This is a genomic window from Sphingomonas sp. Leaf10 (assembly GCF_001421245.1).
GTDB lineage: Bacteria > Pseudomonadota > Alphaproteobacteria > Sphingomonadales > Sphingomonadaceae > Sphingomonas.
Map to the genome: position 1 here is coordinate 356753 of NZ_LMKE01000001.1, position 23282 is coordinate 380034.

At 66.3% G+C, this 23282-nt stretch carries 27 protein-coding genes and 1 tRNA gene; 15 read left to right on the plus strand and 13 right to left on the minus strand.

What is annotated here, in order from left to right; translation table 11 throughout:
* Positions 1-53 precede the first annotated feature (53 nt).
* Genes ASE59_RS20170 through ASE59_RS01735 form a run of 4 tightly spaced genes read left to right on the plus strand, consistent with a single transcriptional unit; the run spans position 54 to position 3832 of the window.
* Positions 54-191 carry a hypothetical protein gene (locus tag ASE59_RS20170; RefSeq protein ID WP_200909539.1) on the plus strand — a complete coding sequence of 46 codons (138 nt, stop codon included), beginning with the start codon at positions 54-56 and terminating at the stop codon, positions 189-191.
* Positions 172-1968 (plus strand): hypothetical protein, encoded by a 1797-nt coding sequence (locus ASE59_RS01725; RefSeq protein ID WP_056451373.1) that lies wholly within the window; start codon positions 172-174, stop codon positions 1966-1968. The genes ASE59_RS20170 and ASE59_RS01725 overlap by 20 nt, the downstream gene beginning before the upstream one ends.
* Positions 1965-2873: a tyrosine-type recombinase/integrase gene (locus ASE59_RS01730; RefSeq protein ID WP_268795249.1), complete on the plus strand. Its 909-nt coding sequence runs from the start codon at positions 1965-1967 to the stop codon at positions 2871-2873. Before ASE59_RS01725 ends, ASE59_RS01730 begins: the two co-directional genes overlap by 4 nt.
* An 11-nt stretch (positions 2874-2884) precedes the next feature.
* Positions 2885-3832, plus strand: coding sequence for an acetyl-CoA carboxylase carboxyltransferase subunit alpha (locus ASE59_RS01735; RefSeq protein WP_056451375.1), 948 nt, complete (start codon positions 2885-2887; stop codon positions 3830-3832).
* A gap of 64 nt (positions 3833-3896) precedes the next feature.
* On the opposite strand, the gene ASE59_RS01740 is transcribed toward ASE59_RS01735, so the two are convergent.
* Positions 3897-4076, minus strand: a complete 180-nt coding sequence (locus ASE59_RS01740; protein ID WP_056451377.1) for a Flp family type IVb pilin — start codon at positions 4074-4076, stop codon at positions 3897-3899.
* Between the two features lie 130 nt (positions 4077-4206).
* The gene (locus ASE59_RS01745; protein ID WP_056451379.1) at positions 4207-4398 is read right to left on the minus strand and encodes a Flp family type IVb pilin; all 192 of its coding nucleotides are present in this window, start codon (positions 4396-4398) and stop codon (positions 4207-4209) included.
* A 35-nt stretch (positions 4399-4433) separates the two neighbouring features.
* On the opposite strand from ASE59_RS01745, the gene ASE59_RS01750 reads away from it, so the two are divergent.
* Entirely contained in the window at positions 4434-4868 is a 435-nt protein-coding gene (locus ASE59_RS01750) for a (deoxy)nucleoside triphosphate pyrophosphohydrolase (protein WP_056452677.1), read from the plus strand.
* 175 nt (positions 4869-5043) lie between these two features.
* On the opposite strand, the gene ASE59_RS01755 is transcribed toward ASE59_RS01750, so the two are convergent.
* Positions 5044-5877 (minus strand): class I SAM-dependent methyltransferase, encoded by an 834-nt coding sequence (locus ASE59_RS01755; RefSeq protein WP_200913140.1) that lies wholly within the window; start codon positions 5875-5877, stop codon positions 5044-5046.
* A gap of 43 nt (positions 5878-5920) precedes the next feature.
* On the opposite strand from ASE59_RS01755, the gene ASE59_RS01760 reads away from it, so the two are divergent.
* Genes ASE59_RS01760 through ASE59_RS01775 form a run of 4 tightly spaced genes read left to right on the plus strand, consistent with a single transcriptional unit; the run spans position 5921 to position 8203 of the window.
* Positions 5921-6652 (plus strand): ComF family protein, encoded by a 732-nt coding sequence (locus ASE59_RS01760; RefSeq protein ID WP_056451382.1) that lies wholly within the window; start codon positions 5921-5923, stop codon positions 6650-6652.
* 32 nt (positions 6653-6684) lie between these two features.
* Positions 6685-6939: a glutaredoxin 3 gene (gene grxC / locus ASE59_RS01765; RefSeq protein ID WP_056451384.1), complete on the plus strand. Its 255-nt coding sequence runs from the start codon at positions 6685-6687 to the stop codon at positions 6937-6939.
* Positions 6936-7778, plus strand: a complete 843-nt coding sequence (locus ASE59_RS01770) for a carbon-nitrogen hydrolase family protein (protein WP_082458014.1) — start codon at positions 6936-6938, stop codon at positions 7776-7778. Before grxC ends, ASE59_RS01770 begins: the two co-directional genes overlap by 4 nt.
* Positions 7775-8203 (plus strand): DUF1178 family protein, encoded by a 429-nt coding sequence (locus ASE59_RS01775; protein ID WP_056451386.1) that lies wholly within the window; start codon positions 7775-7777, stop codon positions 8201-8203. The genes ASE59_RS01770 and ASE59_RS01775 overlap by 4 nt, the downstream gene beginning before the upstream one ends.
* 23 nt (positions 8204-8226) lie before the next feature.
* On the opposite strand, the gene ASE59_RS01780 is transcribed toward ASE59_RS01775, so the two are convergent.
* From ASE59_RS01780 to folE, 3 genes are all read right to left on the minus strand, one after another.
* A tRNA-Arg gene (locus ASE59_RS01780) sits at positions 8227-8303 on the minus strand.
* A 46-nt stretch (positions 8304-8349) separates the two neighbouring features.
* On the minus strand, positions 8350-8895 hold the full coding sequence (locus ASE59_RS01785; protein WP_056451388.1) for a hypothetical protein: 546 nt from the start codon (positions 8893-8895) through the stop codon (positions 8350-8352).
* 34 nt (positions 8896-8929) lie between these two features.
* Positions 8930-9553: a GTP cyclohydrolase I FolE gene (gene folE / locus ASE59_RS01790; RefSeq protein ID WP_056452687.1), complete on the minus strand. Its 624-nt coding sequence runs from the start codon at positions 9551-9553 to the stop codon at positions 8930-8932.
* Positions 9554-9757: 204 nt separating this feature from the next.
* On the opposite strand from folE, the gene ASE59_RS01795 reads away from it, so the two are divergent.
* From ASE59_RS01795 to ASE59_RS01810, 4 genes are all read left to right on the plus strand, one after another.
* A complete protein-coding gene (locus tag ASE59_RS01795; RefSeq protein WP_056451390.1) occupies positions 9758-12409 on the plus strand; it encodes a TonB-dependent receptor in 2652 nt (883 codons plus the stop codon).
* Between the two features lie 159 nt (positions 12410-12568).
* Positions 12569-12841, plus strand: a complete 273-nt coding sequence (locus ASE59_RS01800) for an SWIB/MDM2 domain-containing protein (RefSeq protein WP_055761337.1) — start codon at positions 12569-12571, stop codon at positions 12839-12841.
* Between the two features lie 215 nt (positions 12842-13056).
* Positions 13057-13503 (plus strand): hypothetical protein, encoded by a 447-nt coding sequence (locus tag ASE59_RS01805; RefSeq protein WP_056451391.1) that lies wholly within the window; start codon positions 13057-13059, stop codon positions 13501-13503.
* Positions 13500-14231: a TorF family putative porin gene (locus tag ASE59_RS01810; protein WP_056451393.1), complete on the plus strand. Its 732-nt coding sequence runs from the start codon at positions 13500-13502 to the stop codon at positions 14229-14231. The genes ASE59_RS01805 and ASE59_RS01810 overlap by 4 nt, the downstream gene beginning before the upstream one ends.
* A 41-nt stretch (positions 14232-14272) precedes the next feature.
* Here ASE59_RS01810 and leuA read toward each other — a convergent pair whose 3' ends face one another.
* Positions 14273-15949, minus strand: coding sequence for a 2-isopropylmalate synthase (leuA, locus tag ASE59_RS01815; protein WP_056451395.1), 1677 nt, complete (start codon positions 15947-15949; stop codon positions 14273-14275).
* 257 nt (positions 15950-16206) lie between these two features.
* On the opposite strand from leuA, the gene ASE59_RS01820 reads away from it, so the two are divergent.
* The gene (locus tag ASE59_RS01820) at positions 16207-16590 is read left to right on the plus strand and encodes a BLUF domain-containing protein (RefSeq protein WP_056451397.1); all 384 of its coding nucleotides are present in this window, start codon (positions 16207-16209) and stop codon (positions 16588-16590) included.
* Positions 16591-16608: 18 nt separating this feature from the next.
* On the opposite strand, the gene ASE59_RS01825 is transcribed toward ASE59_RS01820, so the two are convergent.
* The 5 genes from ASE59_RS01825 to miaA all read right to left on the minus strand — a co-directional run bounded on the left by ASE59_RS01825 (position 16609) and on the right by miaA (position 22080).
* Positions 16609-17214, minus strand: a complete 606-nt coding sequence (locus tag ASE59_RS01825; RefSeq protein ID WP_056451400.1) for a YceI family protein — start codon at positions 17212-17214, stop codon at positions 16609-16611.
* Between the two features lie 360 nt (positions 17215-17574).
* Entirely contained in the window at positions 17575-18594 is a 1020-nt protein-coding gene (gene ilvC / locus ASE59_RS01830) for a ketol-acid reductoisomerase (RefSeq protein ID WP_056451402.1), read from the minus strand.
* Positions 18595-18648: 54 nt separating this feature from the next.
* Positions 18649-19164 carry an acetolactate synthase small subunit gene (gene ilvN / locus ASE59_RS01835; protein ID WP_056451404.1) on the minus strand — a complete coding sequence of 172 codons (516 nt, stop codon included), beginning with the start codon at positions 19162-19164 and terminating at the stop codon, positions 18649-18651.
* Positions 19165-19313: 149 nt separating this feature from the next.
* Entirely contained in the window at positions 19314-21059 is a 1746-nt protein-coding gene (locus ASE59_RS01840) for an acetolactate synthase 3 large subunit (protein ID WP_056451406.1), read from the minus strand.
* A gap of 88 nt (positions 21060-21147) precedes the next feature.
* The gene (gene miaA / locus ASE59_RS01845) at positions 21148-22080 is read right to left on the minus strand and encodes a tRNA (adenosine(37)-N6)-dimethylallyltransferase MiaA (protein ID WP_156359821.1); all 933 of its coding nucleotides are present in this window, start codon (positions 22078-22080) and stop codon (positions 21148-21150) included.
* Here miaA and serB point away from each other — a divergent pair.
* On the plus strand, positions 22079-22960 hold the full coding sequence (gene serB, locus ASE59_RS01850; RefSeq protein ID WP_056451410.1) for a phosphoserine phosphatase SerB: 882 nt from the start codon (positions 22079-22081) through the stop codon (positions 22958-22960). The two genes, miaA and serB, sit on opposite strands and share 2 nt — an antisense overlap.
* Positions 22961-22963: 3 nt before the next feature.
* Here the strand turns inward: serB and ASE59_RS18925 are convergent.
* A partial coding sequence (locus ASE59_RS18925) for an SPOR domain-containing protein (protein WP_162235257.1) occupies positions 22964-23282 on the minus strand: 319 nt, incomplete at its 5' end.

The window sequence follows — 23282 nt, forward strand, 5'->3', positions numbered from 1 at the left end:
AAAGGCGCTTCGCCTTCTTCTGTCCGAACCCAATTACCGGGACGATCTGATCCATGTCGCGTTCGCTTGTCATCCTTCTCGTCGTCGTGGTCGCGCTGATCGCGGGCATGTTCCTGCTGGCGGGACGATCGACCGAGCAGCAGCCGACCCAGATCGAAAAGGCGGTCTCGCTTGAAAATCTCGCCAACTGACCGGTTGCGGATCGGCGTTGCCGCCGCGGCGCTGATCGCGATCGCGGTGCCGGCGATCGGGCAGGACGTTCCCGAATCGCTGCTGCCGCCGGGGTTCGGGGATGCGCCGGCGCCGACACCGACGCCGCGACCCACCGGGTCGGCGGTGCCGGGCGGGCCGAACTTCGCGCCGCCCGCCGCAATCGTCCAGCCGCTTCCCGGGGTGCCGGGCGTCGTGCCAACGCCGACGCCGACGCCGTCCGCATCGACGGTGCCGATCGATGCCGAAGCGCTGCGGCAATATGAACTGCCCGATTTCGCGCGCCGGTCGCTGAACAATATCGGCATTGCGGGCCAGGCGAGCGATTTCGGGCGCGACGCGTTCGGCACGGTGGACGGGCCGTGGCTGGAACGGATCATGCGTTCGCTCGACGCGCCGGTCGCCTCGCGCTGGGTTTCGATCGCACTGCGCCGTGCGCTGGTCGCCGATCTCGACACGCCGGGCGGCGTCGGCGGCGCGGACTTCGCCGCCGAGCGGGCGTGGCTGCTGGTACGGATGGGCGAGGGGCCGGCGGCGCGCGCCCTGGTCCAGTCGGTCGATCTCGATAACTATACCCCCAAACTCTACCAGATCGCGATGCAGGCGATGCTGGCGACCGGTGATCCGGGCGGGCTGTGTCCGCTTGTTGCACCGGCGATGCGCGTGTCGAACGAACGCGGCTGGCGGCTGGCCAATGCGATCTGCCTTGGGCTGAAGGGGCAGCCCCGCGAGGCCGGGCGGATCGTCGATCAGGCCCGGCGACAGGCGCCGGGCGGCGGTGCGATCGATGTGGCGCTTGCCGAAAAGCTGGTGGGCAAGGGCGCGCAGGGCAGGCGGGCGGCGACGATCGAATGGGACGGCGTCGACCGGCTGACCGCGTGGCGATATGGCATGGCCGCCGCCAGCGCGACGCCGGTGCCGGCGGAACTGTTCGACGGGGTCGGGCCGCAGGTCCGCTACTGGCACGCCACCGCGCCGCAGTACGCGCCCAATGTCCGGCTGAGCGACGGCGAGTTCGCCGCCGCACAGGGTGTGTTGTCGAGCGAGGCGCTGGTCGACCTCTATGCCCAGTTGCTCACCGATGATGACGCCAGCAGCGCGCAAGGTGCGCTGGCGAGTGATTTGCGCACCGCCTTTACCGGCAATGACGACCAGCGGTTGACCATGCTGCGCCAGTTCTGGGAACCGGCGGCGACCACACCGCTCGGTCATGCGCGGCGGGTGCTGACGGCGCGGGCGGCGGCGATGATCGCGCCGGTCGCCGATCATGTCGGCGATGCCGACCAACTGATCGCGTCGATGCTGACCGCCGGGCTCGACCTGCCGGCGCTGCGCTGGCGTTCGGTGGTGCCGGTCGGCAGCGATGGCTGGGCGATGCTGGCGCTGGCCGATCCGATGGGGCGGTCGGTGCCGGTCGGGGCGGTGTCGGACTATGCCGGGCAGAATGGGCGCAAGGGGCAGTTGCTGTTCGCCGGGCTGGCGGGCCTCGGGAGGCTGCCGCAGGATCAGGTGCAGGGGCTGGCGCGCGACCTGAACGTCGCGATCGGCGCGCGCAATGCGTGGACCGATGCGATCGACCGGTCGGGTGTACGGGGGGAGGCCGGCACGGTGCTGCTGCTGGCGGCTTGCGGAATGCAGACGCGCGACTGGCGCGGCGTGTCGCCGGTGGCGTTGTTCCACATCGTCGCGGCACTCCGCGCAGCAGGGCGCGAGGGTGAGGCGCGGATGATCGCCGCCGAGGCGATCGCGCGGACGTGAGCGGCACCGGCGGCGATCGGGCGCTGATCGACCGCTTCCTCGAAATGATGGCGGCGGAGGCGGGGGCGGCGCGCAACACCGTCGCCGCCTATCGTACCGATTTGTCGCTGGCGTCCGGGGCGCTGGGCGGGCGGCTGGCCGAAGCGGATGCGGCGGCGATCGGGCGGTTGGCTGACGGCTGGGGCGACCTCGCCAAGTCGACGGTGGCGCGCAAGGCGGCGGCGCTGCGGCGGTTCTTCGCGTTTCTTGCCGAGGAAGGACTGCGCGCCGACGATCCGGGGGCGGCGCTGCCCCGGCCGGGGACGTCGCGACCGCTGCCCAAGACGCTGTCGAGTGGCGATATCGGGGCGATGTTCGCGGCGATCGAGGCTCGGATCCAGCGGGTGCCGCCCGACCGCAACGACCTGCGGCTGTCGGCCCTGTTCGAGCTGCTCTATGGATCGGGGCTGCGCGCGACCGAGCTGGTGTCGTTGCCGCGCGGGGCAATCGTGTCGGACCGGCCGTATCTGATCCTGAAGGGCAAGGGCGGGCGCGAGCGGATGGTGCCGTTGTCCGATCGCGCCCGTGCCGCCGTCGTCCGGTGGCGCGCGCATGTACCGGCGACCAGCGCGTGGCTGTTCCCGTCGGGCAAAAGCCATCTCAGTCGGATGCGGCTGTATCAGATCGTGCGCGCACTGGCCGGCGAAGCGGGGATCGCGCCGGACCGGATCAGCCCGCACGTGCTGCGCCACGCCTTTGCCACGCATCTGCTGGAGGGGGGCGCGGACCTGCGCGCGTTGCAGGCCATGCTGGGCCATGCCGATATCGCCACGACCGAAATCTATACCCATGTCGATGCGTCGCGGCTGGTGCGGCTGGTCAACGAACGGCACCCGCTGATTGACGCCGGGCGGACACGGCCATAGGGCGCGGACCCATGGCTAGCTTCCTTGATTTCGAAAAACCCATCGCCGAATTGCAGGCGCGGATCGACGAACTGCGCGACACCGCCGCCGATGGCGAATTGGATATCGCGACCGAGATCGGGCGGTTGCAGACCAAGTCCGACCGGTTGCTGCGCGAAACCTATACCAAGCTGACCCCGTGGCAGAAGACGCAGGTCGCGCGCCATCCCGAGCGGCCGCATTTCAAGCATTATGTCGCGGCGCTGGTCGAGGATTTCATGCCGCTGGGCGGGGATCGCGCCTTTGCAGACGATTCGGCGATCCTCGGCGGGATCGGGCGGTTCCGTGGGCGCAAGGTGGTGGTGATCGGCCATGAAAAGGGCGACGATACCGCCAGCCGGCTCCGCCACAATTTCGGCATGGGCAAGCCCGAGGGCTATCGCAAGGCGATCCGGCTGATGCAGCTGGCCGACCGGTTCGGCCTGCCGGTCGTCACGCTGGTCGATACGTCGGGTGCGTTCCCCGGCATTCAGGCCGAGGAGCGCGGACAGGCCGAAGCGATCGCGCGCTCGACCGAGGCGGCACTGAACCTCGGCGTGCCGATGGTGTCGGCGATCCTGGGCGAGGGCGGATCGGGCGGTGCGATCGCGCTGGCGGCGGGCAATATCGTGCTGATGATGGAGCACGCGGTCTATTCGGTGATCTCGCCCGAAGGATGCGCGTCGATCCTGTGGCGCACCGCCGACAAGGCACCGGAAGCGGCCGAGGCGATGCGGGTGACCGCGCAGGAACTGAAGTCGTTGGGCGTCATCGACCGGATCGTCGCCGAACCGCTGGGCGCCGCGCACCGCGACAAGGGGGCGGCGATCACCGCACTGGGCGATGCGATCGACACGGCGCTCGGCGAATTGTCGGGCATGGAGGCCGCATCGCTGCGACAGGCGCGGCGGCAGAAGTTCCTGAGGATGGGTCGCCTGTAACCGACATCAAAAGGGCGGCGGAACCGAAGTCCCGCCGCCCCCTTGCATTCGGTGATCGCAAGGATCAGCCGCCAGCCTTCGTCGCGGCCATCTGGCCCGAAACGTTGCTGAAGGTCTTGCTGAGCTGGTTGCCCAGACCCTGCATGGCGGTGATGGCGGCAACGGCGATCAGTGCGGCGATCAGGCCGTATTCGATCGCGGTGGCGCCCTTGCTGTTCTTCAGGAAGGTGCGGATCTTCTGCATATCGGTCTCCGTGGTTCTGCGTGCTTCAATTTCCCGGCCGTTCGGACGATGCCCGGTCAGCACGCGGAGTGTAGGGAGAAGTCGGTTGATAAAGTTTTAAGCAGAACGGTTACCGGAGAAATTTCGATGTCTAACCAACGCGGCTGTGCTGGATGACGTTGGTCGCGACACCGCGCCAGATGCCGCCATTGACGTCGCCCATCCCGGCAACCGCGGCGACGATCGCGATGGCGACCATGGCGAGGATCAGGCCATATTCGATGGCGGTAGCCGCGCGTCGATCCCGCCAGAGACCGCGCAACGGACGCAGGGTGCAACGCATGGACCATCTACTCCGCTATGATCGACCCGATCCCTATGGCAGGCGAGGTTAAGAAATTGCCGCTTCCCGCATCCAAGTTTCTGATGGTGACCGCCGCCGCGATGATCGACGGCGATGGCCGCGTGCTGGTGCAGCAACGTCCGCCGGGGACCGCGATGGCGGGCCTATGGGAATTTCCCGGCGGCAAGATCGAGCCGGGCGAGACGCCCGAGGCGGCGCTGGTCCGCGAACTGGACGAGGAACTGGGGATCGTGGTCGATCACAGCTGCCTCGCCCCAGCCGCCTTTGCCAGCGAGGCGTTGGGCGAGCGGCATCTGTTGCTGCTGCTCTATGCGCTGCGCAAGTGGCAGGGAATTCCGGTCGCGCGCCACGCGACCGCGCTGCAATGGCTGCGGCCGGTGCAGTTGCACGCGCTGGCGATGCCGCCCGCCGACCGGCCGCTGATCGGGCTGCTCGAAGCGCTTATCTAGGGCCCAATCGATATTCAGCTCCCCGGACGCGAGACGGCGCTCTATCTGCTATCGTCACGCCCGCGGAGGCGGGAGTTCATATGCGCGATCGTCGCAAATCCAGCCGAACGTCGGCGGTTATGGACTCCCGCCTTCGCAGGGATGACGGAAATTAGCGATCGTCGCCGAATGTCGATCAGGCTCTGGGCCGCAGCGTGTCGGCGAGCGAGGCGGTGGCGCTGCCGCGGCGGGCGGGTTGCGGCTGGCTGGGGGCGGGGGCCCAGCCGGTCAGGTAGATGACTTCGAACTGTTCCGACGTCCGGCCATCGGCATCAGCGCGATCGGCAAAGGCGTCGGCCGCCGCGATCAGGGTGGCGCGACCCAGCGGTGCAGGTTCGAGCAGCCCGTTCGCACCCATGCCGCGCAAATCCTCGACCAATCGGCCGATCCCGGCATAGCGCACGGTCAGCGTTTCCGAATCGGCGACCGGCAGCGCGAAGCCGGCGCGGACCAGCAGGTCGCCGGCTGAGCGCAGGTCGATCTGCGGATGGACGCGCGCCGCCGGCCGATCGGCTTCGCCGGCGAGCAGCGACTGGCGCAGCGTCGCGAGCGTCCGCCCGCCCGTAAAGGCGGCAAGGAACAGGCCATCGGGGCGCAACGTCCGCCGGATCAGCGTCAGCGCACCGGGCAGGTCGTTGACGCTGTCGAGCACGCCGACCGACACCACCAGATCGAACGCGCCATCGGCGAAGGGCAGGCGGTCCTCATCCCCCTGCACGCCGCCGGCCGCACGGGCAAAGGCGAAGCCCGGATCGAAGCGGGCGACGCGTGCGCCCGGCGGGGGCGTGAGGGCCGAGTCGTGGCAGCCGAGGTCGAGCACGTCGGTGAATTGCCGGGTCACCGCCTGCAACCGGTCCTCGATCCCCTCTAGCATATAGCGGTTCAGGAAATCGGCGCGTGCGAAACGAGGCTGGGCGCGGTCGCGGTGCAGGCGGCGGCGCTGGCGATCGAAGATGTCGGGGGTGGTCACGCGGCCGCTTGTGCCGGGTGACGCGCATGGCGACAAGGGGGCGATGCTGCTCGCCCGCGCCCCCATCGCCCTGCTTGCCCCGCTGGTCGCGCTGGCACTGCCGCCACGGTGCCCTGGATGCGGGACGGTGGTGGAGGCGGACCATCGTTTTTGCGCAAGCTGCTGGTCGGGCTTGCGGTTTCTGGGTGATCCGGCCTGTGCCGGCTGTGGCGCGCCGTTCGATATCGATCGCGGACCCGGCACGCGGTGTGGCACCTGTCTGTCGCGACCGCCCGTCCATGACGGGGTGCGCGCCGCCGTCGCTTATGGTCCGGTCGCGCGCGATGTGGCGCTGAAGCTGAAATATGGCGGGCGGCTGGCACTGGCGCAGACGATGGCGCGGCTGATGCAGCGGCACATGCCCGGCGATGCGACGCTGATCGTGCCGGTGCCGCTGCACCGTCGGCGGCTATGGACGCGCGGCTATAACCAGGCGTTGCTGATCGGTGCCGAACTGGCGCGGGCGTCGAACGTGCCGATGGCGCGCGACGCGTTGCGCCGGACCCGTGCGACGCCGCCGCTGAAGGGGATGGACGGACGGAAGCGGGCGCGGGCGGTGCGCGGGGCGTTCGTCGTGACCGATCCGGCGCGGATCGCTGGCCGATCGGTCGTGCTGGTCGACGACGTCCATACCAGCGGCGCGACCGTTGCCGCCTGTACCCGGGTGCTGCGGGCGGCAGGTGCCACGCGGGTGATCGTGCTGTGCTGGGCCCGCGTCGTAGGTGCGGACGATTGACAAGCCGGGCCGGCCGACACACCTCATCCCCCATGGCTAGCATCATCATCTATACGAAGGCGTTCTGCCCCTATTGCACGCGCGCCAAGCGGCTGCTCGACGAGAAGGGAGCCGCCTATGACGAGATCGACATCACGCTCGGCGGGGCGAAGCGGCAGGAGATGCTGGCGCAATCCAACGGCCGGACGACGGTGCCGCAGATTTTTATCGGCGACACCCATGTCGGCGGGTCGGACGATCTGGCGGCGCTGGAGCGGCAGGGCAAGTTGGATGCGCTGCTGGCGTGACCCGCATCGCGCTGTTGCAGATGACCGCAGGCATCGATCCGCACGGCAATGCGGCGGTGCTGATCGATGCGATCGAACGCGCGGCCGCCGGTGGCGCGGCGATGCTGTTCACTCCCGAAATGTCCGGGTTGATCGATCGTGACCGCGAACGCGCCGCCGCCTCCATAACGACCGAAGACGCCGACCCGGTGCTGCGATCGGTGTGCGAAGCGGCGGCGCGGGCCGGCATCTGGGTACATCTCGGCTCGTTGGCGGTGCGGCGCGCCGATGGGCGGCGCGCCGATGGGCGGCTCGCCAATCGCGGCTATGTGATCGATGCGACCGGGATGATCCGGGCACGCTATGACAAGGTGCATCTGTTCGATGTGACGTTGCCGAGCGGCGAAAGCTGGCGTGAATCGGCGAGCTATGCGCCGGGTGATACGGCGAGCGTGGTGGCGACGCCGGTCGGTCGCGTGGGGCTGGCGATCTGTTACGATTTGCGCTTTTCCGACCTGTTCCGTGCGCTCAGCGATGCCGGTGCGACGATGCTGGCGGTGCCCGCCGCCTTCACCGTGCCGACCGGCGAGGCGCATTGGCATGTGCTGCTGAGGGCGCGCGCGATCGAGGCAGGGGCGTTCGTCGTCGCAGCGGCACAGGCCGGGCAGCACGCGGACGGCCGTACGACCTATGGCCATTCGCTGGTCGTCGATCCGTGGGGCAAGGTGCTGCTCGATATGGGTGAGGCGGCGGGGCTGGGTTTTGCCGAGATCGATGCGGGTCAGGTCGATGCCGTCCGGGCGCGCATCCCGGTGCGGGAGCATCGTCGTGAAATTCCGCCGGTCGGGACCGTCGCGTGATCGTATTCGACCTGCGTTGTGGCAATGCGCATGTGTTCGAGGCGTGGTTCGCCTCCAGCGATGCCTATGCCGAGCAGCGCGGACGAGGGCTGATCGAGTGTCCGATCTGTAGCGATGCGACGATCGAGAAGGCGGTGATGGCACCGAACATCGCGCCGAAGGGCGATCGCCCGGCCGGTCCCGCGCCCGAAGCGATGAAGGCGGCATTGCAGGCGATGGCGCAGGCACAGCAGGCGGCGTTGGCGAACAGCGAATGGGTCGGCAGCGCCTTTGCCGATCGCGCGCGGGCGATGCATGTCGGTGACGCCGAACCGGCGACGATCCACGGGCAGGCGACACGCGCCGAGGCGAAGGCGCTGGTCGACGAAGGCGTGCCGGTCGCGCCGCTGTTGTTGCCGGTGGTTCCGCCCGAGCGGGCGAATTAGCGATGATCGGCGTTCAGGGGCGATGGTGGCCTCGGAGGGACTCGAACCCCCGACGCCCGCTTTAGGAAAGCGGCGCTCTGTCCAGCTGAGCTACGAGGCCATCGACGCGCTGTAGAATGCCGTCGCGCGCGACGCAACGGCGGCGATCAGCTGCCGCATTCCCAGCGACCGTCGCGATAGATGCGTTCGCCACCGTCAGCGGTGCGCATGGTCAACGTCGCCGGCCACGCCCACGTCGAATCGCTCGCCTGCGCCGGATCGCCCGGCTGGCGGACGACGGTGAAGGATATCCCGTCGCCGGCAAGGATCGCGCCGCCCTGTATCGCGTCGCGTCCCGGCGTCGCGGCGGTGATCCGGCGAAGGCGCCTGTCGTATTTGACCAACCCGTCGCCTTCATCGAGGACCATCAGCAGCGTCGGCGCGCCGGCACCGGCGTGGAAGGCGCAGCCCGAACCCAGCAGATCCTTGTCCTTGAAATCGTCGTACACCATCGGCTGCAGGTCCGATGCCGCGTGCAACGGCGCCGATTTCGGCACGCCACGCGTCGACACGACCGCGCCATTGGCTGCCGGATCGACCCCGCCGAGCGACCCGACCGGCATGGCCGCCTGCGTCGCGTTGGCGTCGGCAGGAGGCTCGGCTGAACAGGCGGCAAGGGCGAACGGGACCAGCAGGGCGAGCGGGCGGATCATCGTCCGAAAACGTCGACTGGTCGCTGGCGTTCCGTCAGCCGCGCCCCATCAGCGCCAGCACTTCCTTGCGACTGCGTTCGTCGTCGCGGAACACGCCCATCATCCGGCTGGTCGTCATGGTCACGCCGGGCGTGCGCACCCCGCGTGAGGTCATGCAGCCATGGGTCGCCTCGATCACGACCGCGACGCCGCGCGGTTTCAGCCCGTTCCAGATGCAGTCGGCGACCTCGGCGGTCAGCCGTTCCTGCACCTGCAACCGGCGGGCATAGCCGTGCAGCACGCGCGCCAGTTTCGAAATGCCGACGACATGGTCCTTGGGCAGATAGGCGATGTGCGCCTTGCCGATGATCGGGGCCATGTGATGTTCGCAATGCGACTGGAACGGAATGTCGCGCAGCAGGACGATCTCGTCATAACCGCCGACTTCCTCGAACACGCGTTCGAGATGACGGGCGGGATCGTCGGCATAGCCCTGCGTATATTCCTTCCACGCGCGCGCGACGCGGAGCGGCGTTTCGATCAGCCCTTCGCGGCTAGGGTCCTCGCCGGTCCAGCGGATCAGGGTGCGGATCGCGTCCACGACGTCATCGGGCACGGGAATTTTGGGTGCCGATGCCACCAGGTCGCCGGTCCCGGCATCGTCATTCGCGTCACACATCGTCGTGGTCCATTCCCGATCTTCGAACTTGTTCGCTACTGCCGCAAGGCTGCCCTGCATCGGCGTCACTGTGGCTTCCATACCCGTTCGCCGATAAATACGTGGCGAAGATGCGGGTTGCCCGTTGACGCGGGATAGATGCTCCGTCACCAAATGCCAACTGCATTAGCCGGACGATATCGGCAGCGCGCAAGAGGGGAAGTCATGACGAAGTTCCAACTGCTGGCCGCAACCGCTCTCTCGATGGTCGCCGGAGCCACTCCGACGATCGCACAGACGGTTACGCCGGCGACCGAACCCGCTGCCGTCCAGTCGGAAGGGACGACGACCACCGACGATGATTGGGGGAACGAGATCATCGTCACCGCCAACCGCCGCGCCGAACCGATCCAGGACGTGCCGATCGCGGTGACCGCGGTGAATGCGCAACTGCTCGACGATGCCGGCATCCGCGACATTCGCGGCCTGGAGCAGCTTGCCCCGTCGCTACAGACCACGACCGGCCAGTCGTCGGCGGTATCGACCTCGCTGTCGATTCGCGGCGTCGGCACGGCGGGTGACAATCCGGGGTTCGAACCGGCGGTCGGCGTGTTCATCGACGGCGTGTTCCGCTCGCGTGCCGGTATCGCCATCGCCGAATTGCCGGAAGTGGAGCGCGTCGAGGTGCTGCGCGGGCCGCAGGGGACATTGTTCGGGCGCAATACGTCGGCCGGCGCGCTGTCGGTGACGACGGCGATGCCGAAATTCGATTTGGGCGGCTATGTCGAGGGCGAATACGGCAACTACAACGCCTATGAGCTGAAGGGCGCGCTGACCGGGCCGGTGTCCGAACAGCTCGCGCTGCGTGTCGATGGTGGGTATCGCAAGCGCGACGGCTATATCGACGACGTCAATTCCGACCGCGCGTTCAACGATATCAATCGCTGGTATGTGCGCGGGCAGGCGCTGTACGACACGTCGGCGTTCAGCTTCCGGTTGATCGGCGACTATTACAAGACCGACGAACAATGCTGCGGCGTGGTCAGCAGCACGCGCGGTGCGACCGCACCGGCGATCCAGGCGATCGCCGCGCAACAGGGCCGCACCGGCATCTATACCGGTCCGCCGTCCGACCGGCGCATGGCCGCGTCGCCCAACCGCGACTATGGCGAGGCGGTGCGCGACTGGGGCGTGTCGGGCGAGATCAACGCCGATGTCGGCGAGATGAAGCTTACCTCGATCAGTGCCTATCGCGATTTCCGGGTGTTGCGGAATCAGGACATCGATTATTCGGGCATCGATCGCGCCTATCGCGACAGCTATCGCTCATCGCTCCGCAACATCACGCAGGAATTGCGGTTGCAGGGGCAGTTGTTCGACGGAAAACTCGATTTCCTCGTCGGTGGCTTCTACCTGAACGAAAAACTGCAACTGCGCGATACGGTGCGGCTGGGCAATGACGCCAACCGCTATGTCGATACGCTCCTGGCCGGTGTGCTGGGGCAGCCGCCGTCGGCTGGCGGGATCGGGCGGGCGGCCCAATTCTATGGCAGCTTCAACGTGCCAACCTTTACGCAGCTCGTCACCGCGCTGCGCGGCGGCGCGGCGTTGCCGGCCGGGACGGTGCCGCTGTTCTCGCAGCTTCTCTACGCGCAGAGCACGCAGTTGCAGGCGGCAGGTGCTGCGAACCCGGCCTTGTTCACCTATTTCAACACGCCACTGACCCCGAACGTCGCGGGGCAGGGCAACAACAACGACGATTTCCAGGTCGATACCAACGCCTTCGCGCTGTTCACCCACAATATCGTCAATATCAGCGACAAGCTGTCGCTGACCCTCGGCCTCCGTTACAATTACGAGCGCAAGGAACTGGCGGCGACGGTCAACAGCAACCCGGCGGCGTGCGGCTTCTTCCTCGGCAACGATCCGCGTGCGGTACTCTATCGCAACGCGATCCGCACGGCGAGCCCGGCGCTGTTCCAGAACCTGTTCCTGCTGAGCTGCAATCCGGCGGTGTCGAGCGAGTTCAACGGCAACTACGATCACGACCGGTCGGAAAGCCGCCTGACCGGCACCGCCAAGCTGGCATATAAATTCACGCCCGATATCCTCGGCTATGCCAGCTATGACCGCGGCTTCAAGTCGGGCGGGTATAATCTCGACCAGGCAAGCTTCGACACCCGGGTATTGGGTGGCGACGGTGCGCAGGCAACCGATCTGGAATTCGGAGCGGAAACAGTCGACAGCTACGAATTGGGGTTCAAGACCAGCGTCACCCGGCAATTCTCGTTCAACGCCGCTTTCTTCTATCAGAAATTCAAGGGCCTCCAGTCGCTGATCTTCGCCGGCAACAGCTTCGTAGTGCAGAACGTGCCCGAATCAACGGCCAAGGGCGTTGAGCTGGAATCGCTGATCCAGCCGATCCGCGAACTGACCTTCCGTCTGGGCTACACGCTGCTCGATGCGTCGTATGACGCCGACAACGACTTTAGCGGCACTCCGCTGCAGAACCAGCAGGGGCGTCAGTTCCTGAACCAGCCGCGCAACGTGGTGACGGTGGCGGCGACGTGGCAGCCGCGTCTGACCAGCACGCTGAACGCGCTGTTCCATGTCGACATGCGCTACAACAGCGACGTGTCGATCGTCCGCGATGGAACCGGCGCGACGACGGTCGGCAATGACGGTTATCCGCTGCTCAACGGCAAGATCGGCATCGCGACCGACGATCGCCGCAAGCAGTTGGAGTTCTTCGTTGAGAACATCACCAACCAATATTACAATATTTCCGGCTTCGCGATTCCGGAACAGACCGGCACCTATGGCGTGTACCCGGCGATGCCACGCTTCTACGGCGTGCGCGCCCGGTTCGGTTTCTAAGCTCGCGGTAGTCGGTATACGCTGGTTTGCGGGGGAGATTCGTGGAATCGTTGGTGCGGTTTGTCGCTTTTCCCCCGCGACAACCGCCACGTAACCTTGCATAACCGTCGGCCTGCCGTGCCCATGGGTGCGGCCCTGCAGGGGGATAGGAGAAATATTATGGCCAAGGAAACCACGACGACCGGCGGCGCCCGGGGCGGAATCGCGAAGCCGGTGACGCCGTCGGCCGATCTGGCGAAGATCACCGGATCCGACCCGCTGCCCCGCAGCGAAGTCGTCAGCAAGATGTGGGAATATATCAAGAAGCACGACCTTCAGAACCCGAAGGACAAGCGCGAAATCCTTGCCGACGAAACGCTTGAAAAGCTGTTCGGCAAGAAGTCGTGCTCCATGTTCGAAATGAACAAGCTGCTCAGCGCGCACATGAAGTAACGCGCCCGGCACCTGTGCGGTGCCGCCGTTACGAACCGAACGCCGTCCGGCCGACGCCGGGCGGCGTTTTTCGTTTTCGTAACAAAGCGTTGCCGGCGCGAATATCGGAACGCCACCTCAACGCCATGGGTTATGTACGTATCGGACGAAAGTTCGAACCCGGTCACCGGCCAATATGGGCCGGGACCATCCGCAGAAGGACAAGGAGAACCGGAATGACGTTCGGAATGGTCGGGCTGTTGCTGGGCGCAATGGTGGCCGCGCCGGATAGCGGCATGGAACATAGTGTCCGCATCGACCACCGCAGCGGCGCAGTGGAGTCGCAATACAACGCCGATGTTCGCATTACCCACAAGCAGGTCGGCACGGTCGGGGTCGGTGGCCGCCCGTCGACGCTGCGCTGCATGTGGAGTGCGGGACTGGTCGTTGATCGGCAGGCGCGCCATGCGTCGGGGTCGACCATGGCCCGTTCGTTCGCGCATGACGGCGTCGTCGAGGGTAGCCGCCCCGGCTGGTGCAGCGCGCAGCGCAGTTCGATCGCGCAGGAAGTCGCGGCGCGGCAGCCCGAGTTGCGTGAGCGGCTGGTCCGGCTGGCGCAGGACGATCACGGCGTGCTGCATGCCGAGATCGATCGCATGCATGGAACGACCCAGGCCGGATGATCGGCCGGATCATGTTGAGCGCGGCGTCGCTGCTACCCGTAGCGGCGGCGCATGCGCAGTCCGCGCCATCGCTCGGGTTGGAAGCAACGATCGACGAACGGCGTCGCGGGCTTAGCTGGAGCGAAGGGCGCGCGTCGGTGTCGGGCGACGTTGCCGTCACTCTCCGTGCGATTGAACTGGATGCACGGGTTGCGGCATTGCGCGAATCGGTCCGCCACGATGGCGCGGACGCGGTTGCCGATCTGGGCGCGGCTTTTGTAACCGAGGCTGGACCGTTCCAGCTTCGCGCGCGGGCGATCGGTCACGTCTTTGCCGGCGCGCGCAGTGCGATGAACTATGGCGAGTTCGGTGGCGACGCGCGTTACGCCCTGGGTCCGGCGGAATTGACCGTAGGCGCGCTCTACGCCCCGCCGCAGGATGCGATCGGTGGCAGCAACCTGTATCTGTCGGGACTGGCGGTCGTCGGCATACCGGCAACGCCGTTCACCATCGTCGGCGGGGCCGGGCGTTCGTCCGGGACGGTCGATAATGCTGCGCGTGCCGACCGGTTGCGGCCCGGCAGTGCCTATGTCGATTGGCGGCTCGGCGTGGAACATGTCACCGGACCGCTCACCGTGGCGCTCGAATATGTCGGCACCGACCTGAATGACGATCGACCGATCCGCGCGATCGGCGACCGACAGCATAGTGGCGACCGAGTGCTGGCGCGGGCACGGATCGGTTTTTGATCGGATGCCGATCCCCGCACCGGGCGGGGATTGGCCTATCGTCAGTTCCGTGCCGCTGCGTTCGCTGCGCTCAGCGCCGCCCGGACCGTAGCGGTCGCGACGTCGCCGTCGATGCCGACCCCGAAAACCCGCCGGCCGTCGGGCAGGCTGCATTCGAGATAGGCGGCGGCCTGCGCATCGGCGCCATGGCCGATCGCATGTTCGCTATAATCAATCACGTCCATGTCGATCCCGCCTTCTTCGCGCAAGGCGGCGAGAAGACCAGAGAGCAGGCCGTTCCCCTTGCCGGAAATCGACCGTTCCTCACCGTCCAGCCGGACGCGACCGACGAACGTGCGCGGCGGGCCGCCGCCCGGTGCGTGGGTTTCGGCATAATCGATCAGTGCGTAGCGATCCTTGCCCTGCGGCAGATAGGCATTGTGGAACGCGGTCCAGATGTCGGCGGCGTTGAGTTCGCGGCCGAGCGTATCGGCCATCGCCTGCACATGGCGGCTGAAATCGGCCTGCAACCGCTTGGGGAGTTTTAGCCCCTTATCCTGTTCCAGCACCCACGCCACGCCGCCCTTGCCCGACTGCGAATTGACGCGGATGACCGCTTCGTAGCTGCGGCCGAGATCGGCGGGGTCGATCGGCAGATAGGGGACTTCCCACAACCCGTCGTTCCGCACTGCCTGTGCCGCCATGCCCTTCTTGATCGCGTCCTGATGGCTGCCCGAAAAGGCGGTGAACACCAGATCGCCGGCATAGGGCGTGCGCGGATGGACGGGCAGGTTCGTGCAGTAATTGACCGTATTCACGACCTCGTCGATGTCCGACAGGTCGAGCGCCGGATCGATGCCCTGCGTGTAGAGGTTCAACGCGACGGTCACCAGGTCGCAGTTGCCAGTCCGCTCGCCATTGCCGAGCAGGCAACCCTCGACCCGGTCAGCGCCCGCCATCAGCCCCAGTTCGGCGGCGGCGACACCGGTGCCGCGGTCGTTATGGGTGTGCAGCGAGATGACGACGCTGTCGCGGTTCGGGACGTTGCGGCAGAACCATTCGATCTGGTCGGCATAGACGTTGGGCGTCGCCGCCTCGACCGTCGCAGGCAGGTTCAGGATCAGCGGTTTATCGGGCGTCGGCTGCAACACCTCCATCACCGCCGCGCAAACCTCGACCGAGAAATCCAGTTCGGCGGTGGAGAAGGTTTCGGGGCTGTATTCGAAGCGCCAGTCGGTGTTCGGCCGCTTGGCGGCTTCGTCGCGCAGCACCTTGGCCCCGGCAACAGCGATCGCCTTTACCTCGGGGCGCTCCATACCGAAGACGATCCGCCGCCACGCCGAGCTGACCGCATTGTAGAGATGGACGATCGCCTGTTTCGCGCCGTCTAGGCTTTCGAAGCTGCGTTCGATCAGGTCGCGGCGCGACTGGGTCAGCACCTGCACCCAGACGTCGTCGGGAATGCGATCCTGCTTTACGAGGTCGGAAATGAAATCGAATTCGGTTGCCCCGGCCGACGGGAAGCCGACCTCGATCTCCTTCAATCCGACCTTCAACAACAGGTCGAAGAACCGGTTCTTCTTCTCCGCGCCCATCGGATCGATCAGCGCCTGATTACCGTCGCGCAGGTCGGTCGACAGCCAGCGTGGGGGCCGGGTGATCGTGCGCGACGGCCATTGCCGGTCGGGCAGGTCGACGGTGGGGAAGGGGCGGTATTTGGTCGAAGGGTCGCGCAACATGTCGTCTACAGCCTGTCTGGGGCGTTGTTCGGACGCCGGTATCTGCCGGAAAGGTTCGATACTCCCTCAGGGAAGGCGCACGCGCGTGCGATCCTGCCCTAAGGGCGGCTAAGTCGTAGCAGGCTGGCGAACGCGCGGACCATGACCTTTCTGTGGGCAAAAGCGGAGCGAAAGTCCAGCGCCGATGGCAGCGATACTGGTTGGTAAGATTTTTCGTTTCAATACCAGCATGTTGAACGGAAACGCATCGGAATGCCATGCTGCAATTAATTTATGTGAGTACGGCGCGCAGCGGCGAGGTAATCGACCTCGACGACATTCTCGCCAGGTCGCGGCGGAATAACCGGCGCGACGGGATCACCGGGTTGCTCCATGCCAAGGGGCGGCGGTTTCTGCAGGCGCTGGAGGGCGATGCCGGGAAGGTCGAAGCGGCCTACGCCCGCATCGCCAAAGATCCGCGGCACTTTGCGCTGGTGGTGCTGTCACGACGCACGGTGGAGACGCGCGAGTTCGGCGACTGGGCGATGGCGGCGGATGACGGCAGCGGCGCCGTGGTCGCACAGGTGGCGAAGCTGGTCGAAGGGGCCGCGCCGAGTGTGCGCGGTACCTTCGAAGGATTTGCGGGGCTGCGCGCGGCCTGAACCGCGCGCAGCGACCGGTCAGGCCGCGACGAAGGCGGCGTTGATCGTCAGGTCGACCTTGTCCGACACCACCGGTGCCGCCATGCCAAGGCCGAAATCGCTGCGCTTGATCGAGCCGGTCGCGGTGAAGCCGACATTCTTTTTCTTGTTCATCGGGTTCTCACCCGCACCCATGAAGCGGACGGTCAACTGCACCGGCTTGGTCTGCCCCTTGATCGTCAGGTTGCCGGCCATCATCCAGTGGTCGCCCATCGGCTGGATGCGGGTCGACACGAACTTCGCGGTCGGGTGGTTTTCGACGTCGAAGAAATCCTTCGACTTCAGGTGGGTCGCGAATTGCGGGCTGGTGACAGTCAGCGAATCGGCGATGTTGAAATCGATGCTGACCTTGCTGGCGGCCACGTTCTTCGGATCGATCGCCGCCGCTCCACCGGTCGCGCCGAACAGGCCGTCGAGCATGGTGAAGCCCATATGGTTCACCTGCCACGCGACCTGGGTATGGGCGGTGTCGACGGTGTAGTTGCCGGCAGTGACGCGCGATTTGTCGGGCGCGCCGGGCATCTGTGCGACGGTCGGTGCGGCGACCGCGAACAGGGTGGCGGCGAGGATCAGGGGCGTGCGCATGGTTTGGCTCTCCGGTTGAGGCGAAGTCAGGATGCCGTCCTTGTCGGAGGTGCCGGGCTTCGGGTCAAATACCGGATGCGAAACACTTGGTTTCGGTTTGGGTGCCGTGGTTTGGGGGTTCGGTGCGTTGGTGGCAAACGTCGTCATTCCCGCGAAGGCGGGAACCCATAGACGCGACATCCTTGCTTGTAGCGCAGAGTCAGCGTGTATGGATTCCCGCCTTCGCGGGAATGACGGTATGGGCGCTGCCCGCCCGCCCGTCGGTCGCGGCAAAGCCGCGCCCTGAAGGGCGGGCTTTGTCGCGCCGGCCGGTCTGGCGCGTGCCGACCGTAGCTGCGCTACGGTCAGGGCGCGCTGCGACTAATTCTTCGACTGATCCACCAGCTTGTTGGCACCAATCCAAGGCATCATCGCGCGCAGTTCGGCCCCGGTTTTCTCGATCGGATGCGCCGCCGCCTGCTTGCGCGCCGCCTTCAGCTCGGGCTGACCGGCGCGGTTGTCGAGGACGAAGTTCTTCACGAAGCGGCCCGACTGAATGTCGGCGAGTACGCGCTTCATTTCCTTCTTCGTTTCGTCGGTGATGATGCGCGGGCCGGTAACGATGTCGCCATATTCGGCGGTGTTCGAGATCGAATAGCGCATGTTGGCGATGCCGCCTTCATACAGCAGGTCGACGATCAGCTTGGTTTCGTGAAGGCATTCGAAATACGCCATTTCCGGCGCGTAACCGGCCTCGACCAGCGTTTCGAACCCGGCCTGGATCAGGTGGGTGACGCCGCCGCACAGCACGGCCTGCTCACCGAACAGGTCGGTTTCGCATTCCTCGCGGAAGTTGGTTTCGATGATGCCCGACCGGCCGCCGCCGACGCCGCTGGCATAGGCAAGCGCGATGTCGTGGGCATTGCCCGACGCGTCCTGATGGATCGCGACGAGGCAGGGTACGCCGCCGCCCTTCACATATTCACTGCGCACGGTGTGGCCCGGGCCTTTGGGTGCGATCATGATGACGTCGACATCGGCGCGCGGCTCGATCAGCCCGAAATGGACGTTCAGGCCATGGGCGAAGGCGAGCGCCGCGCCGGGACGCAGGTTCGCATGGATGTCGTCGGCATAGATTGCGGCCTGATGCTCGTCGGGGGCGAGGATCATGAGGATGTCGGCCCATGCGGCGGCTTCGGCGTTCGGCATCACCTTGAAGCCGGCGCCTTCGGCCTTGGCGGCGCTGGCCGAGCCGGGGCGCAGGGCGATCGCGACGTTTTTCACGCCCGAATCGCGCAGGTTCTGCGCATGGGCATGGCCCTGCGAACCATAGCCGAGGATTGCGATCTTCTTGTCGCTGATGAGGTTCAGATCGGCATCGCGATCGTAATAGACACGCATTGGGGTTCCCTTTCGAAAATGGCGCAGTCCCGGCTTCGGGCGCGATGGATGGGTTCAGGCGGCCTCTCGTCCGCGGGCGATGGCGGCGATGCCGGTGCGAGCAACCTCGACCAGACCGACTTCGGCCATCAATTCGGTGAACTTGTCGATCTTTTCGATCGATCCCGTCACCTCGAACACGAAACTCGACACGGTCGCGTCGACCACGCGCGCGCGGTATACTTCGGCGAGGCGCAGCGCTTCGATGCGATGCTCGCCGGTCCCGACGACCTTTACCAACGCCAGTTCGCGTTCGACATGCGCGCCTTGCACGGTCAGGTCGACGACCTTGTGCACGGGCACCAGCCGGTCGAGCTGCGCGATGATCTGTTCCATCACCGGCGGCGACGCGCTGGTGACGATGGTGATGCGGCTTACGCCCTTGTCGGCGGTGATTTCCGACACGGTCAGGCTTTCGATATTATAGCCACGCCCCGAAAACAGCCCCGCGATGCGGGCGAGGATGCCGGGTTCGTTGTCGACGAGGACGGCCAGCGTGTGCCGTTCGGTCTGTTCGGTCTTGATGTGCATGTTCGTCCCCTGTTCCTCCCCGGAACGGGGAGGGGGACCAAGCGCAGCTTGGTGGAGGGGGTTCTCCACGCAGCGTTCCGCTTGGGGAAGTCCCCCTCCACCGCTCTGCGAGCAGTCCCCCTCCCCGCGGAGCGGGGAGGATCTTAAGTTTACACCAGCGCCTTCGCCTCGTCGTCCATTTCGCCCGAGACTTCGTTGGCCTGCAGGATCATGTCGGTATGCGCCGCGCCGCTGGGGATCATCGGGAAGCAATTGGCGAGCTTCGCGACCAGACAGTCGACGATCACCGGGCCGTCATGGTCGAGCATCGCCTGAATACCCGCCTCCAGATCAGCCGGGTCCTCGATGCGAATGCCCTTCCAGCCATAGGCCTCGCCCAGCTTTACGAAGTCGGGCAGCGAGTCCGAATAGCTGTTCGAATAGCGCGAGCTATAGGTCAGTTCCTGCCACTGGCGAACCATGCCCATATATTCGTTGTTGAGGATGAAGACCTTGACCGGCAGGCGATATTGCGTCGCCGTCGCCAGTTCCTGGATATTCATCTGGATCGACGCTTCACCGGCGATGTCGATGCACAGCGCGCCGGGATTGCCGAGCTGCGCGCCGATCGCGGCGGGCAGGCCATAGCCCATCGTGCCGAGACCGCCGCTGGTCAGCCACTTGTTGGGCGCTTCGAAGCCGAAATGCTGCGCGGCCCACATCTGATGCTGACCGACCTCGGTCGACACGATCGGCGCGCGATGCTTGGTCGCCTCGTACAGCGCGCGGATCGCCCGCTGCGGCATGATCTCGCTGCCGCCCTCGGGGAAATCAAGGCAGCGCTTGGCCCGCCAGCCGTCGATCTTCGACCACCATGCCGACAGGTCGGGCTTGGGGTGCTGGCGCGCCTTCCACACGCGAACCATGTCCTCCATCGCGTGGCCGGCATCGGCGATGATGCCAAGGTCGGCGCGGACGATCTTGTTCACGCTGGAGCGATCGATATCGATGTGGACCTTGCGGCTGCGCGGAGAGAAGGCATCGAGCCGTCCGGTGACCCGGTCGTCGAAACGCGCGCCGATGGCGACGACCAGATCGGCCTCGTTCATCGCCATGTTCGCTTCATAGGTGCCGTGCATGCCGAGCATCCCCAGCCATTGCGGGCTGGAAGCGGGCAGGGCGCCAAGACCCATCAGCGTCGAGGTGACCGGCGCGCCCGAAATCCGCGCAAGTTCGCGCAACAGCTGCGACGCACCCGGACCCGAATTGATGATGCCGCCGCCGGTATAGAGCACCGGCCGCTCGGCCGCCGCCAGCATGTCGACGACCTGTTCGATCTGCGCGCGGTCGGCCTTCACCTTCGGGCGATAGGTCTTGTGCTGGATCGGGCCGGGCTTGGTATAACGCGCGGTCGCGACCTGCACGTCCTTGGGAATATCGACAACGACCGGACCGGGGCGGCCGGCGGTGGCGATATGGAACGCCTCGTGAATGACATGGCCGAGCTTGGCCGGGTCCTTCACCAGATAATTATGCTTGCAGCAGTGCCGCGTGATGCCGACGGTATCGGCCTCCTGGAACGCGTCGGTGCCGATCAGGCCGGTCGGAACCTGACCGGTGATGACGACCATCGGGATCGAATCGAGCAGCGCGTCGGTGATGCCGGTGACGGCATTGGTCGCACCCGGCCCCGAGGTGACAAGCACGACGCCGGGCTTGCCGGTCGAGCGCGCATACCCCTCCGCGGCGTGGGTTGCGGCCTGTTCGTGGCGGACGAGGATGTGCTTGATCCGGCTATGTTCGAACAGCGCGTCGTAGATGGGCAGGACAGCGCCACCCGGATAGCCGAATACGACTTCCACGCCGAGGTCGACGAGGGCCTCGACCAAAATGGCGGCTCCACTCTTCTCGGTCATGGGTCGTCAACTCCTCAAACAATTTCGCAGGCGCGAATAGCACCGTTGGAGCGGTGTCGCTAGTCGCCATAAATGTACGTGTCAACCATCATTGGCGTAATAAAGTGTCGAATTGATCGGATAACGCGCATGTTTCGGTTTCGCTGGTGCGAAGCCAATCTTCGGGCGGCTGGTTACGGAACCAGGTATATTGTCGTTTCGCATATTGCCGCGTTGCGAAACGGGCTTCGCGCAAGGCTTCGTCGCGGGTCCATTCGCCGTTTTGCCAGCGTTCGATCTCGATCACCCCGATCGCGCGCCGGACCGACGCCTGTGGCGCGATATCGTCGCGGGCCAGCAATGCGGCGACTTCCTCGACCGCGCCGCCGTCGAACATCGCCGACAGGCGGCGGTCGCAGCGTTCGGTCAGCCAATCGCGTTCGGGCAGGAGGATCATCGTCGACAGGGTGATGCGATCGCCGATGCCGCCGGTGCGGTCGCGCTGCCAATTGGCGAGCGTCCGCCCGGTCGATCGCACGACTTCGAGGGCGCGAGCGATGCGGGTGGTGTCGGCCGGGTTGAGCCGGGCGGCGGCCTGCGGGTCGGCGGCGCGCAGTGCTTCGGCCGCGTCGGCGACCGGCAGGGCGCGGACGGTTTCACGAATGGCCGGATCGATCTCGGGTATCGGCGCGATGCCGTCGATCAGGGTACGCAGATACAGACCGGTGCCGCCGACCAGCACCGGCAGCTTGCCGGCGGCATGGGCGGCGTCGATCTCGCGCGTCGCGTCCTTTGCCCATGCCGGCGCCGAGTAGCTGTCCGCGCCGTCGACATGGCCGAACAGCCGGTGCGGCGCGCGTACCTCTTCTTGCGGGGACGGGCGCGCCGACAGGATGCGCAGGTCGCGATAGACCTGTGCGCTGTCGGCGTTGATGACCACGCCGTCATGGGCGCGCGCGATTTCGATCGCCAGCGCGGACTTGCCGCTGGCGGTCGGGCCTGCGATGAGCGCGACCCTCGGACGGTCAGGAGAATTCGCCATGTTCATCGCCACGCTGATAGCAGCCGAATCGATCGCCGCGGACGATATTTCCGCTGCGGCCGACCGGCTGGATGCGGCCGGTTGTCTGGTCGAGGGCTGGACGTGGATCGACGAGGGCCGCGCCGCCGATATTCGCTTCGCGAACGATCCCACCGCCGCGCGGGCCGCGATCGAAGGCGGATTCGCCGGGACCGACATCGCCATCCAGCCCGCCGCGAACCGCGAGAAGAAGCTGCTCGTCGCCGACATGGATTCGACGATGATCACCGTCGAGTGCATCGACGAACTGGCCGACTATGCCGGGATCAAGCCGCAGATCGCCGAAGTGACCGAACGGGCGATGCGCGGCGAACTCGACTTCGCATCGGCGCTCGATGCGCGCGTGGCGCTGCTGGAAGGGCTGGAGGAAAGCGCGATCCAGCGCTGCCTCGACGAACGGGTCAAGCTGATGCCGGGTGCCAAGACGCTGATCCGGACGATGCGCGCGCGCGGGGCGACGACGATCCTCGTTTCGGGCGGCTTTACCCGCTTCGCCGAGCCGGTCGGGCAGGAACTGGGTTTTGACCGCATGATCGCCAACCGGCTGTTGATCGAGGACGGAAAGCTGACCGGCAAGGTCCGCAAGCCGATCGTCGATGCAACCACCAAGGAGGTGACGCTGCTCGAAGCGATCGACGAACTGGGGATCGATTCGGCGGCGACGCTGGCGGTCGGCGACGGTGCCAACGACCTGCCGATGATCCGCCGCGCCGGGATCGGTGTCGCCTACCACGCCAAGCCGATCGTCGCCGCTGCGGCTGGCGTGCGGATCGATCATAACGACCTGACCACGCTGCTGTATATACAGGGGATCGCGTCCGCCGACTGGGCGGCGGACTGAACGTCAGCGTCTGACCGGTACGCATGTCGTCGGGCGGATCGCGGCGCAGGCGCGGCTCGCCTCCGCGCTGCTGGCGAAGGGGCCGATTTGCAACCGCGTGACGCCGCCGGCATCGTCGTAAAATGGCTGGCGACCGGCGAACCTAGCCGCGACATCGCCCCATAGCCGCCGGGCGTTGCCGGCGTCGCGGAACGCGCCGAGCTGGACCCGCCAACTACCGCTGGCAACCGGAGCCGGCGGTGCTGCTACGGACTTGGGGGCGGGGGGTGTCGGGGCGGGGGGCGTCTTTGCGACTGACGTCGGCGGGGTCGGCAGGGCGGGG

Coding starts and splice junctions, on each gene's coding strand:
- ASE59_RS01840 (WP_056451406.1), bottom strand. CDS start 21,059: ATGACCGAGAAGAGTGGAGCCGCCATTTTGGTCGAGGCCCTCGTCGAC.
- ASE59_RS01820 (WP_056451397.1), top strand. CDS start 16,207: ATGCTGCAATTAATTTATGTGAGTACGGCGCGCAGCGGCGAGGTAATC.
- ASE59_RS01735 (WP_056451375.1), top strand. CDS start 2,885: ATGGCTAGCTTCCTTGATTTCGAAAAACCCATCGCCGAATTGCAGGCG.
- ASE59_RS20170 (WP_200909539.1), top strand. CDS start 54: ATGTCGCGTTCGCTTGTCATCCTTCTCGTCGTCGTGGTCGCGCTGATC.
- ASE59_RS01795 (WP_056451390.1), top strand. CDS start 9,758: ATGACGAAGTTCCAACTGCTGGCCGCAACCGCTCTCTCGATGGTCGCC.
- ASE59_RS01805 (WP_056451391.1), top strand. CDS start 13,057: ATGACGTTCGGAATGGTCGGGCTGTTGCTGGGCGCAATGGTGGCCGCG.
- ASE59_RS01760 (WP_056451382.1), top strand. CDS start 5,921: ATGCTGCTCGCCCGCGCCCCCATCGCCCTGCTTGCCCCGCTGGTCGCG.
- folE (WP_056452687.1), bottom strand. CDS start 9,553: ATGTGTGACGCGAATGACGATGCCGGGACCGGCGACCTGGTGGCATCG.
- ASE59_RS01740 (WP_056451377.1), bottom strand. CDS start 4,076: ATGCAGAAGATCCGCACCTTCCTGAAGAACAGCAAGGGCGCCACCGCG.
- ASE59_RS01785 (WP_056451388.1), bottom strand. CDS start 8,895: ATGATCCGCCCGCTCGCCCTGCTGGTCCCGTTCGCCCTTGCCGCCTGT.
- ASE59_RS01745 (WP_056451379.1), bottom strand. CDS start 4,398: ATGCGTTGCACCCTGCGTCCGTTGCGCGGTCTCTGGCGGGATCGACGC.
- ilvC (WP_056451402.1), bottom strand. CDS start 18,594: ATGCGTGTCTATTACGATCGCGATGCCGATCTGAACCTCATCAGCGAC.
- serB (WP_056451410.1), top strand. CDS start 22,079: ATGTTCATCGCCACGCTGATAGCAGCCGAATCGATCGCCGCGGACGAT.
- miaA (WP_156359821.1), bottom strand. CDS start 22,080: ATGGCGAATTCTCCTGACCGTCCGAGGGTCGCGCTCATCGCAGGCCCG.
- ASE59_RS01825 (WP_056451400.1), bottom strand. CDS start 17,214: ATGCGCACGCCCCTGATCCTCGCCGCCACCCTGTTCGCGGTCGCCGCA.
- ASE59_RS01750 (WP_056452677.1), top strand. CDS start 4,434: ATGGCAGGCGAGGTTAAGAAATTGCCGCTTCCCGCATCCAAGTTTCTG.
- ASE59_RS01810 (WP_056451393.1), top strand. CDS start 13,500: ATGATCGGCCGGATCATGTTGAGCGCGGCGTCGCTGCTACCCGTAGCG.
- leuA (WP_056451395.1), bottom strand. CDS start 15,949: ATGTTGCGCGACCCTTCGACCAAATACCGCCCCTTCCCCACCGTCGAC.
- grxC (WP_056451384.1), top strand. CDS start 6,685: ATGGCTAGCATCATCATCTATACGAAGGCGTTCTGCCCCTATTGCACG.
- ASE59_RS01800 (WP_055761337.1), top strand. CDS start 12,569: ATGGCCAAGGAAACCACGACGACCGGCGGCGCCCGGGGCGGAATCGCG.
- ilvN (WP_056451404.1), bottom strand. CDS start 19,164: ATGCACATCAAGACCGAACAGACCGAACGGCACACGCTGGCCGTCCTC.